At 35.4% G+C, this 14,476-nt stretch carries 13 protein-coding genes; 9 read left to right on the forward strand and 4 right to left on the reverse strand.

The features are described 5' to 3' along the window. From mreC to QWY92_RS03565, 8 genes are all read left to right on the forward strand, one after another. Positions 1–825 carry a rod shape-determining protein MreC gene (gene mreC / locus QWY92_RS03530; RefSeq protein ID WP_290268539.1) on the forward strand — a complete coding sequence of 275 codons (825 nt, stop codon included), beginning with the start codon at positions 1–3 and terminating at the stop codon, positions 823–825. After that, a complete protein-coding gene (locus QWY92_RS03535) occupies positions 818–1,324 on the forward strand; it encodes a rod shape-determining protein MreD (RefSeq protein ID WP_290268540.1) in 507 nt (168 codons plus the stop codon). Before mreC ends, QWY92_RS03535 begins: the two co-directional genes overlap by 8 nt. After that, positions 1,321–3,267, forward strand: coding sequence for a penicillin-binding protein 2 (mrdA, locus tag QWY92_RS03540; protein ID WP_290268541.1), 1,947 nt, complete (start codon positions 1,321–1,323; stop codon positions 3,265–3,267). Before QWY92_RS03535 ends, mrdA begins: the two co-directional genes overlap by 4 nt. Next, a complete protein-coding gene (rodA, locus tag QWY92_RS03545; protein WP_290268542.1) occupies positions 3,260–4,537 on the forward strand; it encodes a rod shape-determining protein RodA in 1,278 nt (425 codons plus the stop codon). The genes mrdA and rodA overlap by 8 nt, the downstream gene beginning before the upstream one ends. 21 nt (positions 4,538–4,558) lie before the next feature. Next, positions 4,559–5,194: a peptide deformylase gene (gene def, locus QWY92_RS03550; protein WP_290268543.1), complete on the forward strand. Its 636-nt coding sequence runs from the start codon at positions 4,559–4,561 to the stop codon at positions 5,192–5,194. Between the two features lies 1 nt (position 5,195). Continuing rightward, positions 5,196–5,975, forward strand: a complete 780-nt coding sequence (gene murI, locus QWY92_RS03555) for a glutamate racemase (RefSeq protein WP_290268544.1) — start codon at positions 5,196–5,198, stop codon at positions 5,973–5,975. A gap of 226 nt (positions 5,976–6,201) precedes the next feature. Next, positions 6,202–7,788, forward strand: coding sequence for a sulfatase (locus tag QWY92_RS03560; protein WP_290268545.1), 1,587 nt, complete (start codon positions 6,202–6,204; stop codon positions 7,786–7,788). 50 nt (positions 7,789–7,838) lie between these two features. Then, positions 7,839–8,639, forward strand: a complete 801-nt coding sequence (locus QWY92_RS03565; protein WP_290268546.1) for a hypothetical protein — start codon at positions 7,839–7,841, stop codon at positions 8,637–8,639. Positions 8,640–9,332: 693 nt separating this feature from the next. On the opposite strand, the gene QWY92_RS03570 is transcribed toward QWY92_RS03565, so the two are convergent. From QWY92_RS03570 to QWY92_RS03585, 4 genes are read right to left on the reverse strand one after another with little or no spacing between them, the layout of a single operon-like run. After that, positions 9,333–9,848 (reverse strand): gamma carbonic anhydrase family protein, encoded by a 516-nt coding sequence (locus QWY92_RS03570; RefSeq protein ID WP_290268547.1) that lies wholly within the window; start codon positions 9,846–9,848, stop codon positions 9,333–9,335. A 48-nt stretch (positions 9,849–9,896) separates the two neighbouring features. Then, positions 9,897–10,631, reverse strand: a complete 735-nt coding sequence (locus QWY92_RS03575) for a LytR/AlgR family response regulator transcription factor (protein ID WP_290268548.1) — start codon at positions 10,629–10,631, stop codon at positions 9,897–9,899. Positions 10,632–10,647: 16 nt separating this feature from the next. Beyond that, positions 10,648–12,840 carry a histidine kinase gene (locus QWY92_RS03580; protein WP_290268549.1) on the reverse strand — a complete coding sequence of 731 codons (2,193 nt, stop codon included), beginning with the start codon at positions 12,838–12,840 and terminating at the stop codon, positions 10,648–10,650. A 31-nt stretch (positions 12,841–12,871) separates the two neighbouring features. Then, the gene (locus QWY92_RS03585) at positions 12,872–13,087 is read right to left on the reverse strand and encodes a hypothetical protein (RefSeq protein WP_290268550.1); all 216 of its coding nucleotides are present in this window, start codon (positions 13,085–13,087) and stop codon (positions 12,872–12,874) included. On the opposite strand from QWY92_RS03585, the gene QWY92_RS03590 reads away from it, so the two are divergent. Beyond that, positions 13,062–14,231: a vWA domain-containing protein gene (locus tag QWY92_RS03590; RefSeq protein ID WP_290268551.1), complete on the forward strand. Its 1,170-nt coding sequence runs from the start codon at positions 13,062–13,064 to the stop codon at positions 14,229–14,231. The genes QWY92_RS03585 and QWY92_RS03590 overlap by 26 nt on opposite strands. Positions 14,232–14,476: the final 245 nt, after the last annotated feature.

The following is a 14,476-nucleotide window of genomic DNA, read 5'->3' on the forward strand; positions in this document are numbered from 1 at the left end:
ATGCAACAAATTATTAATTTTATAATAAGAAACAAAAACTTTTTGTTGTTCTTGTTGCTGTTTTCTATTTCTATTGTGTTTACAATTCAATCGCATTCGTACCATAAAAGTAAGTTTATTAATTCGGCTAATTTTTTAACAGGTGGCGTTTACACATCGGTTAATAACTTGTCTGATTATTTTAATTTAAGGTCTCAAAACAATTTACTTACCGAAGAAAACAAAAGGCTAAAATCGCTTTTATACAATAACACTAACCAAAGCGATTCTACTTATTTAGACAGTACAACCTTTGATGAAACTTACAAGTTTACATCGGCACGTATTATAAAAAACAGCTATTCCTTAACAAATAATACGCTGCTTTTAGACCAAGGTAAAAATGATAATATCCATGAAGATTTTGGTGTCATTACCAGTAAAGGTATTTTAGGTATTATTAACAAAACCAGTAAAAACTTTGCTACGGTTATTTCTATTTTAAATACAACAAGTAACATTAGCGCGAAGTTAAAAACAACCAATCATTACGGATCTTTAACCTGGGACGCAAAAAATCCTCGCGTTACCCAATTGGTTGATATTCCAAAAATCGCCAATTTTAAAGTAGGAGATACCATTGTAACCTCTGGCTTATCCTCGATTTTCCCAAAGAATGTTCCTATTGGTACTGTGCTCGATTTTCATCTCGACAACAACGAAAACTATTACGAAATTAACGTGCTCCTTTTTAACGACATGACTAACTTAGAACATGTTTACATTATCGAAAACAAGCACCTTCCTGAAATTACTAACCTCTTAAACGGCAACTCAAATGAATAATTTGTTTTTTGTACAAGGTGGTCGTTTTTTAGTCCTCGTGTTTTTTCAAATTTTAATATTCAATCATATTAACTTTTTGGGTTACATAAACCCTTACGTTTATATTTTATTAATCGCTTTTTTCCCTGTTAGAAACAATAGGATTATTATTATTTTACTCAGTTTTTTCTTAGGTTTAACTATCGATTTATTTCTAGACACTGGTGGTATTCATGCAGGAGCCTGTGTATTTATTGCTTACATACGCCCAGTGATTTTAAAATCGTCTTTCGGCATGATTTACGAGCACCAATCTATCAAGTTTGACACGGTCGATTTTGGCACCAAACTCACCTATATTTCACTCCTCACAGTAATACATCATTTTGTATTATTCAGTTTAGAAATATTTAACTTTTCTAAAATAATTTTAATACTTCAAAAAACGTTATTCTCAAGTATATTCAGTATTATACTGATTATGATCATAACAATTATTTTTAGTAAAAAATCGAAATGAGACAATTTCTACTTTATATTTCCATCATTCTTGTTGGTCTTACTTTTATTTTTCGGCTATTTTATCTTCAAGTTTACAGCTCGAATTCGCAAAGTTTATACGACGATAATGCCATTAGAAAAGTTTGGGATTACCCCAAGCGCGGTTTTGTATACGACAGAAATGGTACCCTTTTAGTCTCCAACCAACCCTCATACGATGTTATGATTATTCCACGTGAAGTGGAACCTTTAGATACCTTAGAATTTTGCAATCTCTTAAAAATTGATAAAGCAAAATTCATAAAAACTTACAATAAAGCGAGACATTACTCGCCACGATTATCATCTGTTTTTATATCACATTTATCCAAAGCCGACTATGCTGTTCTACAAGAAAAAATGCGGAAATTCAAAGGCTTTTATATTCAAAAACGCTCGCTTCGACATTACGAAACTTCTATTGGCGCTAATGTTTTAGGTGATATCGGTGAGGTTAACAATGCCATAATAAACCGAGATGATTACTATAAAATGGGCGACCTCATCGGAAAACAAGGCGTTGAGGTTTCTTATGAAGAAACACTGCGTGGGGTTAAAGGTCTGAAATTTATTCAAAAAGACCGATTTAACCGAAACATAGGCTCATATAAAGATGGTGAATTTGACATTGTTCCAGAACCAGGAAAAGATATCACCATTACCATCGATGCCGACCTCCAAGCTTATGGCGAACTATTGATGCAAAATAAACGCGGTGGAATTATTGCTATCGAACCTGCATCGGGTGAAATTTTAACCATGGTTTCGGCACCATCGTTCAACCCAAATTTATTAGTGGGCAGAAAACGATCTGAGAATTTCACTAAACTGTATTATGATACCATTGCAAAACCATTATTCGACAGAAGTTTAAAAGCGCAATACCCACCAGGGTCGCCTTTTAAAGTTTTGAATGCACTCATTGGTTTACAAGAAAAAGTAGTAACTCCAGAAGAGAAGTTCACTTGTAGATTGGGCTATTACTTAGGAAGCAGAAAATTAACGGGATGCCACCATCATTACAGTCCTTTAGCAATGACAGATGGTATTGCACAATCTTGCAACGCATATTTCGCTAATGTTTACAGACGTATAATTGACAAATATGACAATGCGCACGACGGCATGGATGTTTGGAGCGACCACGTTAAAAGTTTTGGTTTGGGTAATTATTTAGGCTACGACCTTAAAATTGGCAACAAAGGACGGATTCCTGATGGCGATTTTTACGATAGATGGTATGGCAAAGGCAGATGGGCATCTACATACAATATTTCTAACGCTATTGGCCAAGGTGAAGTTGAAGCTACACCTATTCAACTCGCAAACATGGTAGCCGCCATTAGCAATCGCGGTTATTTTTACACGCCACATATTATAAAAAACATTAAAGGAGACACGATTGATTCCAACTACACCACTCCAAAACATACAACCATTGACAAGCAAAATTTCGAACCTATAATTCAAGGCATGTTTGATGTGTACAACAAAGGAACAGCTGCAGCTCTTCAAGTAAAAGATATTGAAATTTGTGGAAAAACAGGAACCGCAGAAAATTTTACAAAAATTGATAGCGTAACAACGCAATTAACAGACCATTCTATTTTTGTAGCATTTGCTCCTAAAGACAACCCTAAAATAGCAATTGCTGTTTTTGTTGAAAACGGATATTGGGGAGGTCGTTTTGCAGGTAGAATAGCCAGTTTAATGATTGAACAATATATTAAAAAGACTATTACTCGAAAAGATTTAGAAGATTGGATTTTAAAGCATAGTCTGGAAGATGAATACGCTAAACCACAATCAGGAAAACCTTTTAGAATTAACGGCGGCTCAAGCTTGCAACTTGTTGACAACACAGAATACAATCGCTTACAAGAGAAGCTGAAACAAATAAACAAAACAGCCCTTAATGAGTAGAGAAACTAATAGATATTTTAAGTTCGATTGGATTACCATTATCCTATTCTTATTATTAGTGGGCTTTGGTTGGTTAAATATCATGTCGGCGTCACACACTGGAGATACTTTAAACTATTTCGATATATCGCAACCTTTCGGCAAACAACTTATTTTCATTTTCTTAACCTTTGGCCTAATTGTTTTATTACTAGCTATTGATGCCAAATTTTACGAACGTTTCTCTAGTGTTATTTACATCATTTCTATGCTTTCTCTGGTCGGTCTTTTTTTCTTCGGAAAAAACGTAAATGGCGCCACCTCTTGGTATGGTATTGGCGGGATGACACTCCAACCTAGTGAATTCGCTAAAACCGCCACAGCCCTTGCCGTTGCTAAATACATTAGCGATTTAAACACCAATATCAATAATTTCAGCGATCAAATAAAAACCTTTATCATTATTTGTACACCAGCCGTTTTGGTACTATTACAAAACGACACCGGAAGTACCATTGTTTACGGGGCTTTCTTCTTCGTACTGTATCGCGAAGGTTTACCTAAATATTATTTAACCATAGCAGTTTCGGCCATTTTATTATCTATTTTATCCTTAAAGTTCGGACCTATAATCACGTCAATAATTGCTGTTTTAGTGCTTGCAGCCTTTCATTTTTTAACTAAGAAAAAGCTCAGAACCTTTCAATTACTACTCATTTTGGGTGCAGCATTAACAGTTACTTTTGGAGTAAAATTCTTTTACCAAAGCATTCTTCAACCACATCAGCAAGACAGAATAAGCCTTTGGCTGCGCTTAGAAAAAGATCCTGATAAACTTCAGAAAATGAAACAAACCTTTGCGTACAACCTGAACGAATCGGAAAAAGCCATAAAGTCTGGCGGCCTCACCGGAAAAGGTTTTATGGAAGGCACCCGAACAACAGGTAAATTTGTACCAGAACAACACACCGATTATATTTTTAGCACCGTTGGCGAAGAGTGGGGTTTCCTGGGAAGTTCCTTTGTCGTCATCGTTTTCGTGCTTTTATTACTCCGTATTTTACACCTCGCCGAGTTACAAAAATCGCAATTTAGCCGTGTTTATGGTTACTCGGTAGCCGCCATTGTTTTTATCCATTTCCTAATTAATATAGGTATGGTTATGGGCTTAATCCCTACCATCGGTATTCCACTCCCCCTTTTTAGTTATGGAGGTTCCGGACTTTGGGCATTTACCATTTTAATTTTTATCTTTATTAAATTAGATTCCAACAAAATCAACGAATGGTAAATCACTAATTTGTTTACTAAAATGAAAAAACTCTACGGCGTCACTATTATTCTAATCCTTGTTTTAAGTTGTTCAAGCACTAAAAACACGGTAAACCAAAGCTTTTCCTCTAGCGAAGAAAACCTCATCTTACTCGCCGATAGCTTAACACCTATGCGTGTTTACAAAATAACAAGTACTAGTGATTCGCTGTTATTACGCACAAAAAGCAGCTATATAAAACCCGACCCCAATAATGTGGTTTTAAAAACCTTTGTAAACCGTTTGTTTGCAACCGTTAGAGATAGTCTTTCTATGGGCGTTGGCATTGCCGCACCTCAAGTAGGAGTTTTAAAAAACATCATTTGGGTACAACGTTTCGATAAAGAAAACTTGCCTTTTGAAGTCTATTTAAACCCAAAAATCAATACCTATTCTAATAAAAAGCAAGCTGTAAAAGAAGGCTGTTTATCCATCCCAGATCGCAGCGATATGCTCAACAGCCGTTCGTTTTCTATAGATATTGAATACGACACCATCGAAGGCTTTCACAGACAAGAAACGGTAACCGATTTCACAGCGGTAATTTTCCAGCATGAAATAGATCACCTTAGTGGTATTTTATACCTCGATCATCTCGAAAAAGAAATTAAAGACGCCAATAACAATACCAACTAACATGAGCAAAAAACCTATAGGTATTTTCGATTCTGGAGTTGGAGGCACATCTATTTGGAAAGAAATAAACGCGCTTCTTCCAAACGAAAACATGCTATATTTAGCCGATAGTGCCAACGCACCCTATGGACCAAAAGGCGCAAAAACTATTACCAATTTAAGCATAAAAAACACCGAATATCTGCGCGACCAAAACTGCAAAATCATTGTAGTAGCTTGTAATACAGCAACCACAAATGCCATAGAACATTTACGAAACACTTATAACATACCGTTCATAGGTATAGAACCCGCCATAAAACCAGCCGCCCTGCAAACCAAAACCAACGCTATCGGTATTTTGGCGACACAAGGCACATTAAGCAGCGCGTTGTTCTCAAAAACCTCAGGCATGTTTGCTACAAAAATTAACATCATAGAGCAAGTTGGCGAAGGCATTGTAGACCTCATCGAAAGCGGAAACTTACATTCTACCGCCATGCAAGATCTCCTAAAACAATACCTCGAGCCCATGCTCAAAGCCAACATCGACCACCTTGTTTTAGGCTGCACACATTATCCGTATCTCACACCATTACTCTTAAAACTACTGCCACCGCATGTAAAAATAATAGATTCTGGGCAGGCCGTAGCACGTCAAACTAAAGCCATTTTAGAACAAAACAACCTTTTAAATACGTCCAGCACGCCAGGTGAGAATCAATTTTTCACCAACGGAAACCCAGAAATCATGGCTTCGCTTCTAAACGGAAATCATGCCGTTAACTTCTTAAACTTTTAAATAAAAACAATTTGGGCGTTCCCCAAAAGGGTCGCGCTTTACGCTGCAAGTCCGCGCACCTCCTACGTCAGGCTGTGGGCTTTTCACTACAATCCCTAACGCATATATCAGCCAAAATTATTACATAACTGCTGGGCGCATTACTTATTTACTTCAATAAAAATACTTAAATTCGTGTGCAGAAAACTGAAAATATACAACGACTAAATAAAAGCCCATACAAAGCATGAAACTTAATACTCTACTGCTATTAACAACAAGCATCGCCACGCTACTATCGTGTAACAAACAAACCGAAACAACAGTTCCAGAAAAGAAAAATGTCATCTTTATTTTGGCGGACGATTATGGTTATAACGATTTAAGTTACCGCAACAATAGCTTTTACGAAACACCAAATATAGATCGTATTGCCAACGAAGGTATGGTGTTTAACGAAGGTTATGCTACCTGCCAAGTATGTAGCCCATCTCGTGCTAGTATAATGAGTGGGAAATTCCCAGCACGCCATGGCATCACCGATTGGATTGGTGCTTTAGAAGGCGAAGCATGGCGTAAAAAAAACAGACATAACAAACTGCTTCCAGCTGCTTACAATCACGAGTTATTACACGAATACACCACATTACCGGAAGCTTTAAAAGCCAATGGATACAAAACATTTTTTGCAGGAAAATGGCATTTAGGAGAAAAAGGCTCATGGCCTGAAGATCACGGTTTTGATATTAACGTTGGTGGTTGGGATTCCGGAAGCCCAAAAGGCGGTTACTTTGCGCCATTTGTAAACCCGAATTTAAAACCATACGAAACCGGCACTAACCTAAGCGCAACCTTAGCGAACGAAACCGTAAACTTTATGAAAGAAAATAAAGATAAGGAGTTTTTCGCTTTCTTATCTTTTTATGCCGTACATGGACCAATACAAACAACCCAACAAAAATGGGAAAAATATCGTAATAAAGCCGAGCAAAATGGCATTGCCGATACTGGTTACAAAATGGGCAAATTCCTTCCTATTCGTCAAACCCAAGACAATCCTGTTTATGGTGGTTTAGTAGAAAGCATGGACGATGCCGTTGGTATTGTTTTAAAAGGTTTAAAAGATTTAGGCTTAGATAAGAATACCATCGTCATTTTTACATCAGATAATGGTGGCGTTTCAGCGGGTGATAGCAATTCCTCATCAAACTTACCATTAAAAGGTGGTAAAGGTTACCAGTTTGAAGGTGGAATTAAAGAGCCTTACTTTATTAAAGTGCCTTGGTTAAACATAGAGAACAAAACGAATAACACACCTGTTTCTGGTGCCGATTTCTACCCTACTATTTTAGATTTAGTAGGTGCAGATTTAAAACCCGAATCGCATAACGATGGTGTTAGCTTACTACCGATTTTAAAAGGTGAAACCATACAAGAACGTAACCTGATCTGGCATTATCCGCATTACGGAAACCAAGGTGGAGAGCCTTCATCGGTGATTAGACAAGGCGATTGGAAACTTATTCATTACTACGAAGATGGCCGTAACGAACTTTATAATATCGCCAAAGATCAATCGGAATCTAACAACGTAGCCGATGAAAATACGGCATTAGTAAAAACTTTAAAAACAGAACTTTTTGATTATTTAGCAAGTGTAAATGCTAATTTCCCTGAAAAAGATCCGCTTTATGATGCCGAAGCCGAAAAAGCGTATTTAGAAAAAATAGCAACCAAAAACATGCAAAACCTGGAGAAGCAACGTCTAAAGATGTTATCACCAGATTACGACCCGAAAAACGATTGGTGGGGAAGTCAAGGAACTATTGATTAATAAGTTTTGGATTATTACATGTTGGTAAACATTATAACTACAAGCAGCTAATGACAAAAAAAAGAAAATTAAAATGGAGTTTACCGACCGAGGCCATAACAATTGGGTATATTTTACTTATTTGCTTGGGGTATGCTGAAAAATCTATTTTTTTTAACAATTTTAATATTGATATTGTATCATATCTTGATTTTGATGAGTATCTATTTATTTTTTTACCAATCACTTCAGTTTTAATACTTTCTATCATATTCGCTTCAATATATATATCAGGCTTAATAGGCTCTATAATTGTCTTAATTAAACCTAAGGACCAAACTAGAAAGAAAAAAAATGTTGAAAATGTGTTAACGGAAGACCTAACAATTAATAAAAAATCAAAAAAAATATATTTATTTCGTCGAATTTCCGCTATAACTATACTTTTAATTCTTTTTGGATCACCTCTTATAGTTTTAATATTTCAACCTTATTTATTTAAGCCAAAATTTCTATGGTTAAAAAACTACCTTATTCTTTGGAGTATTCTATTAATTATCTTATTTATTTACAGAACAATTAAAGTTCAAAATGATTCAGACAAAGCTAAGATATATCTTCTTTATGCTATAATAACTCCGTCAATACTAAGTTTTATATGGTATTATAAAACTACTAAGGCCAACATCATTTTAAATGGAGAATCCAAAACTCAAATATCATTTATAAAAGAAGGAAAAAACGTAAAGACTAACGATACATTAGTTTTTATAGGTCAAACTAGGAATTATTTATTTCTTAGAAATTTAAAATCAAATGGAAATGTGGTTTATAGGAAAGATAAAATAGACGAAATAGAGATAATCAAATAAAATCCCTTTCCAATATTAATTTACTTGCCTATAAAAGGTTTCGCAAGCTTCCTATCTGTGATTTATTAAATTTATAGAGTAGACAAGCCCCTTATCCACTTTTTAAATAAAATATCCCGCATTAAATATATCTGAAAAAAGTTAAAAAGGAAAAGAGTTAGAACGTGATGCTTTTATTTTATTTAATGGATTTAGCTACAACAGCAACTTAAGAACATTTCAGAAATACTTTTAAATAAAAGGTTTTGCTACTCTGGTGGAGAAATTAATATAATGTCAGGGCGCGCTTTACCTTTACAAACTTGGCAAAGATTGTTTTCATTTTTGCCTAACGTATTTAAACGCGAATACATTATAAACAGGGACAAATGAAAAATTGAAAGAAGAATATTTGAAGAATGATTTACTCTAGCGAATTTCTGACTTGGAAGAACATGATTCTAAACATAAATGGAAAGCTTAAGTATTTGAAACAAAATTGTATACAATCCGTAAAAACTACTCTTAGCAAACACATGCGTTAGGGATTGATGCGGCATCCTTTTGTGTGCAAAAAACAACTAGATAATGGTTATACTCTAAACACTTTACACAAAAGCGAAAACTTCCATTTTTCAACTATTTGGCACACAAAAGATATAGCGGAAAGCCCGCCCCGTATCGATTGTTATCGAGACGGGGAACGCCCAAATACTATTCTTTAAACCAACTGGAATATTTGATGTAATTTTCGGCAATGCGGTTAATTTCTCCAGAGATGAGTTCTTCACTAATATCTTTCACTTTTTTTGCGGGTACACCGGCGTAAATGCTACCCGACTCGACACGTGTGTTTTTTGTAACCACAGCTCCTGCGGCAATAATACTGTTGCTTTCTATAACGCAATCGTCCATAATTATACTGCCCATACCCACCAAAACATTGTCGTGAATGGTGCAGCCGTGCACAATGGCGTTGTGGCCAATGGAGACGTTATTACCAATGGTTGTGGGCGATTTTAGATAGGTGGCATGAATTACGGCACCGTCCTGTACATTTACTTTATCGCCCATTTTGATGTAGTGTACATCGCCGCGAATTACAGCACTAAACCAGATACTGCATTGTTTTCCTGCGGTAACATCGCCAACAATGACAGCGTTTTCGGCAATATAACAATCGTCTGGAAGTTGTGGTGTTTTTCCGTTTATGTTTTTAATTATTGGCATAATATTTATTTTTTAAGGTATCGCTTACGCGGAAATAATACGGTTTATTTATTTGAAATAGGCTAATAATTGGGCTTTTTTGGAAGCAGAAACCATGATTTGTTTTCCGTTACTAAGGAGCACACTTCCACCCTTGCCTTTTTGGTATTTTACAATTTCGTTGACGTTTACTAAATAGGATTTATGCACCCGGGAAAAACCAGATTCTGTTAAAGCATCGTCGAAATATTTTAAGGTTTTACTAACGAGTTTTTTCTTGTTATTGTTTAAATATATTTCGGTGTAATTATCGTCGGCTTTGCAATATAGGATGTCGGCGGTGTTTAAAATTTCAAATCCGTCCAATTGCGGAATGGTAATTTTACCATTTACACTTGTTATTTTTGGCACTAAAATAGCGTTTTGCAGTTCGCTTTCTTTGGTTTTAATTTCGGTAACATAATCTACCGCTTTTATAAGTTCGTCTATAGAAATAGGTTTCATTAAATAATAGCTGGCGTGGGCATTTAGTGCATCGACGGCGTAATGGTTGTATGCCGTTACAAAAACAGTTTCGAATTGAATATCTCCAACTTTATCGAGTAAATCGAAGGCATTTCCATAAGGCATTTCGACATCTAGGAATACAAGATCTAAACTGTTGTTTCTAATTAAAACTAGGGCTTCGTCTACATTTTCCGCCTCGCCTAAAACCTGTACAATAGGACAGTATTTTTGCAGATAGTTTTTTAGAATATCTCGACTTGTTTTTTCGTCTTCAACAATAATCGCGTTTAGTTTCATGGGCGTTTTTGTTACTCTAATTTTTAAGCATGTTAATTTTTTTCAACGTCACGATAACCTGAGTTCCCGTGTCTCCATCCTTTTTAAAATCAGAAATGGCCACATCCACTTTATCTTTATACATGGTATTTAAAATACTAACGCGTTTTTTAATATTCCCCATGCCTTTAGAGTTTTGTTTTTGTTGATGTTCGGTTTTTAAAGCTATCGATTTTTCGCGACCAATACCATCGTCGGTAATACTTATTGAAATTTCGTTTGCTTTAGTTTGGGTGATGCCTATTTCTAATTGTCCTTTTGTTTTTTTGTACCGCAAACCATGCCATACCGCATTTTCTATGTATGGTTGCAGCAACATCGGCGGAATAAGAAAATCGTTTATCTTGATATTCTCATCAACTTTAATGTTGTAATCAAACTTATCTTTAAATCGGAAATGTTCGAGTTTCGTGTATAATTCTAAAAGTTTTATTTCTTTTTCTAACGGAATAAAATCTTGCTCGCTGTTTTCTAAAACAGCTCGCATAAGTAATGAGAAATCGGTTAAATATTTATTTGCCGTGCGCTCATCATTAGAAGCTATAAAGCTATTTACCGAATTTAAGGCGTTAAAAATAAAATGCGGATTCATTTGGCTTCGTAAACTTTTTAAGGCCAATAAATTATTGGCTAAGCGTTGTTGTTTAATGTATTTGTACATTAAAAATGCCGTGAGTAATAGTAACAAAACCCCGCCAATTAAAGAATAAATAATAAGCGTTTGGCGTTTGCTTTGCTCGTTGGTTAATTGGTATTTACTTTCGGAAAGTTCGCGGTCGCTTTCTAAACTTGTAATGCGGTTTTGTTTAGTTGTTAATTCTCGGCTAAAACGGGCAGCTTGCGAAATTTCTTTTTCTTTTTCAGCATAAACCTGATCAACTAAATCGACATAATCCTGAAAAGCTTGTAATGATTTTTTATAGTCTTCAGCATTCTCATAAACTTCAGATAATTTTCGAGTAGCTTCCTTCTTGACGATTAAATCTCTTTTGCTTTCAGCTTCAACAATACTTTTTTCTAAATAAGTAATGGCATTTCCCACATCGCCTTGCGAGGCATAAGCTTTTCCTATTTTATAGTTTTGATTTTGTGGCGTTAACGGACTTTCATTATCGAAAACGGAATCTGTTTCAATTTCACTTATGGTGCTTAAAGCTTCTTTTCTCAGCTGAATTTCTTCGGAATAATCACTGATTTCATTCTGAAAATCGGCCACTCTTAATTTTTCGGAAACTGCACGTTTTTTATTTTCCGTATTGGCCAATTGTAACGATTTACTGAAAAACCCTTTGGCTTGTTCCGCATCACCTTTTACACCATAAACCTGAGCTATTTTAGAGTTTAAATCGGTTATTTTAGGCGTAATTAAATGCTTTTGCGCTACCGCTAAACCTTCTTTGTAGGCCGCGATGGAAGCGTCGAAATTCTTGGTTAACAAATACACATCGCCCAACCCTTCGTGTAAAGACACCAATTGCCAATTACTAAGATTTGATTTGTTTAAAGCGAGATACATTTGTAAACTTTCCTGATAGTTTTTATTGAGTTTATAAGCTTGGGCTAGCTTTAAAGATGTATCGTTAGTTTCGGTATTTTGAATGCTCGTTCTATAATTTGAAACGGCTAAATCGTACTGCTTTAATTGCATATAGACATCGCCTAAAACGTCATAAACCAAAGATTTTTCTTTAGAAGAGGAACTTTCGGATAACGCCTCAGTTATAAATCTAATACTTTTTTGTGCGTCTTTTTTGAGATATGCTTCCGCAGAATCAATTAGAGATTTAAAGGTTTCTGGATTACTTCTTAAGCGTTTACTCGACCGAAACAAAACCTTATCGTCTTGATTTTTTTCAACACGCACTTCAATGCGCTCATTGCTTTTTATGGTATAATAAACGGTTTCAAAATCTTTAGACCTTATAGTAAGCTCGTCGCCAAGTTGGACTTCTATTTTAAAATCACCCGACATATCGGTTGTAGTATACCCGCCGCCATTGACTTCAATATTAACACCAGGTATAGCATTACGTGTATCGCTTTCTACCACACTCCCACGCACTGTAAATCGTGTATTCTGGTTATTAAATACATTATTATTTTGCGCCAACACCAAGGTGCTGAACACTATAAAATTTAAAATAACAATATGTTTTAAGAATGCGCTCATTTTATTTTTTCCAATGCTAAACTTACGCACTTTACTTGGTATAATAAAATGATGATTTTACAAAAAACACTTTATTATCAACTAAAACATCGGCTTTATACATTTTAAATTGTCCTTTACGCATTGAAACAGCCACTTTACTCATTGGTGATTTTATTAGAGATTGTTTGGTTTTAGATTTACAGTAGAAAAATTCATCATAATTAAAAAACGAAAACACTATGAAAACATCATTTAAATTCTTCACCCTTTGTGCTACTTTAATAGGACTAACGGCCTGCAACGCCAAAACGAAAAAACAACCAACGCTTTACGCCGAAAATCAAGTTATGGAAAAAGTGACACATACCGAACCAAACAAACAGTATATAAAAGTAGCCCTTTTATTAGATACGAGTAATAGCATGGACGGTTTGATAGATCAAGCAAAAGCACAACTTTGGGATATTGTAAACGAGCTGTCGTACGCCAAATGCGGGAACGGCAAACCGAATTTACAAATTGCCCTATATGAATATGGAAATGACAAACTAAATGCCAGAGAAGGTTATATTAAACAGGTTTTAGCTTTTAGTGATGATTTGGATGATATTTCTAAAGAGTTATTTTCTCTAACTACAAATGGTGGCCAAGAATATTGTGGACAGGTAATACAAACCTCGTTAAACCAACTGGATTGGGAAAAAAATAAAGACGATTTAAAACTCATTTTTATCGCCGGAAACGAACCTTTTAATCAAGGACACGTGAAATATACAGATGCATCGGCCAATGCGAAAGAAAAAGATGTGACTATAAATACCATTTTTTGTGGCGATTATGAGCAAGGTATTTCTACGAAATGGAAAACTGGAGCGCAGTTAACAAGCGGAGATTATATGGCGATAAACCAAAATAACAAAACCGTACATATTGCTTCGCCTTATGATGATGAAATTTTAATTCTGAACAAAAAACTAAACAAAACCTACGTAGTTTATGGTAATCAAGGCAAACGTAAAATGGCCATGCAAGCCGAACAAGATAAAAATGCTGCCGGATATAGCACTGCTAATGCTGTTAGCAGAACGGTAAGTAAAAGTTCGCATTTGTATAAAAATAAATCTTGGGATTTGGTGGATGCCGAGGAACAGGACGAAGTGGTTATTTCTGAATTGAAAGAAGCGTCTTTACCAGAAGAGTTAAAAGGAAAAACAGCTACAGAAATTAAAACGTATATTGAAGACAAACGCATTGAGCGTAAGGATATTCAGGATCAAATTCAGGAATTAAACACGAAGCGCAAAGTATTTATTTCGAAAGCCAAAACTACAACTGATAATGGTTTAGAAAACGCGATGACCAACGCTATTAAAGAACAAGCTAAAAAGAAGAATTATAGTTGGAAATAACAATAAGCATTGGGTTACAAGCTAACGCTACGATTTTCGCGTGAGGATTGAATGGTATGTTTGAGCACCCGGACTTTTTAAGAAAGAGCGAGTAGTACAATATTTATATTTATGAGTTCTTTAATTTAAAATAGACAATAACGAATAAAGCCCGACGCCAACCTTAGGAATTGATACGCCCCAATAAGGCGTGGTATAAAAACAGAAAATCCTACCCCTGATATACGGGTAGGATTTTTATATAA

It is taken from the genome of Algibacter miyuki, assembly GCF_030409805.1.
Taxonomy (GTDB): Bacteria; Bacteroidota; Bacteroidia; order Flavobacteriales; family Flavobacteriaceae; genus Algibacter; species Algibacter miyuki.

Bases quoted from the DNA above. Each gene is read 5' to 3' on its own strand.
- mreC (WP_290268539.1), top strand. From the start codon at position 1: ATGCAACAAATTATTAATTTTATAATAAGAAACAAAAACTTTTTGTTG.
- QWY92_RS03535 (WP_290268540.1), top strand. From the start codon at position 818: ATGAATAATTTGTTTTTTGTACAAGGTGGTCGTTTTTTAGTCCTCGTG.
- mrdA (WP_290268541.1), top strand. From the start codon at position 1,321: ATGAGACAATTTCTACTTTATATTTCCATCATTCTTGTTGGTCTTACT.
- rodA (WP_290268542.1), top strand. From the start codon at position 3,260: ATGAGTAGAGAAACTAATAGATATTTTAAGTTCGATTGGATTACCATT.
- def (WP_290268543.1), top strand. From the start codon at position 4,559: ATGAAAAAACTCTACGGCGTCACTATTATTCTAATCCTTGTTTTAAGT.
- murI (WP_290268544.1), top strand. From the start codon at position 5,196: ATGAGCAAAAAACCTATAGGTATTTTCGATTCTGGAGTTGGAGGCACA.
- QWY92_RS03560 (WP_290268545.1), top strand. From the start codon at position 6,202: ATGAAACTTAATACTCTACTGCTATTAACAACAAGCATCGCCACGCTA.
- QWY92_RS03565 (WP_290268546.1), top strand. From the start codon at position 7,839: ATGACAAAAAAAAGAAAATTAAAATGGAGTTTACCGACCGAGGCCATA.
- QWY92_RS03570 (WP_290268547.1), bottom strand. From the start codon at position 9,848: ATGCCAATAATTAAAAACATAAACGGAAAAACACCACAACTTCCAGAC.
- QWY92_RS03575 (WP_290268548.1), bottom strand. From the start codon at position 10,631: ATGAAACTAAACGCGATTATTGTTGAAGACGAAAAAACAAGTCGAGAT.
- QWY92_RS03580 (WP_290268549.1), bottom strand. From the start codon at position 12,840: ATGAGCGCATTCTTAAAACATATTGTTATTTTAAATTTTATAGTGTTC.
- QWY92_RS03590 (WP_290268551.1), top strand. From the start codon at position 13,062: ATGAAAACATCATTTAAATTCTTCACCCTTTGTGCTACTTTAATAGGA.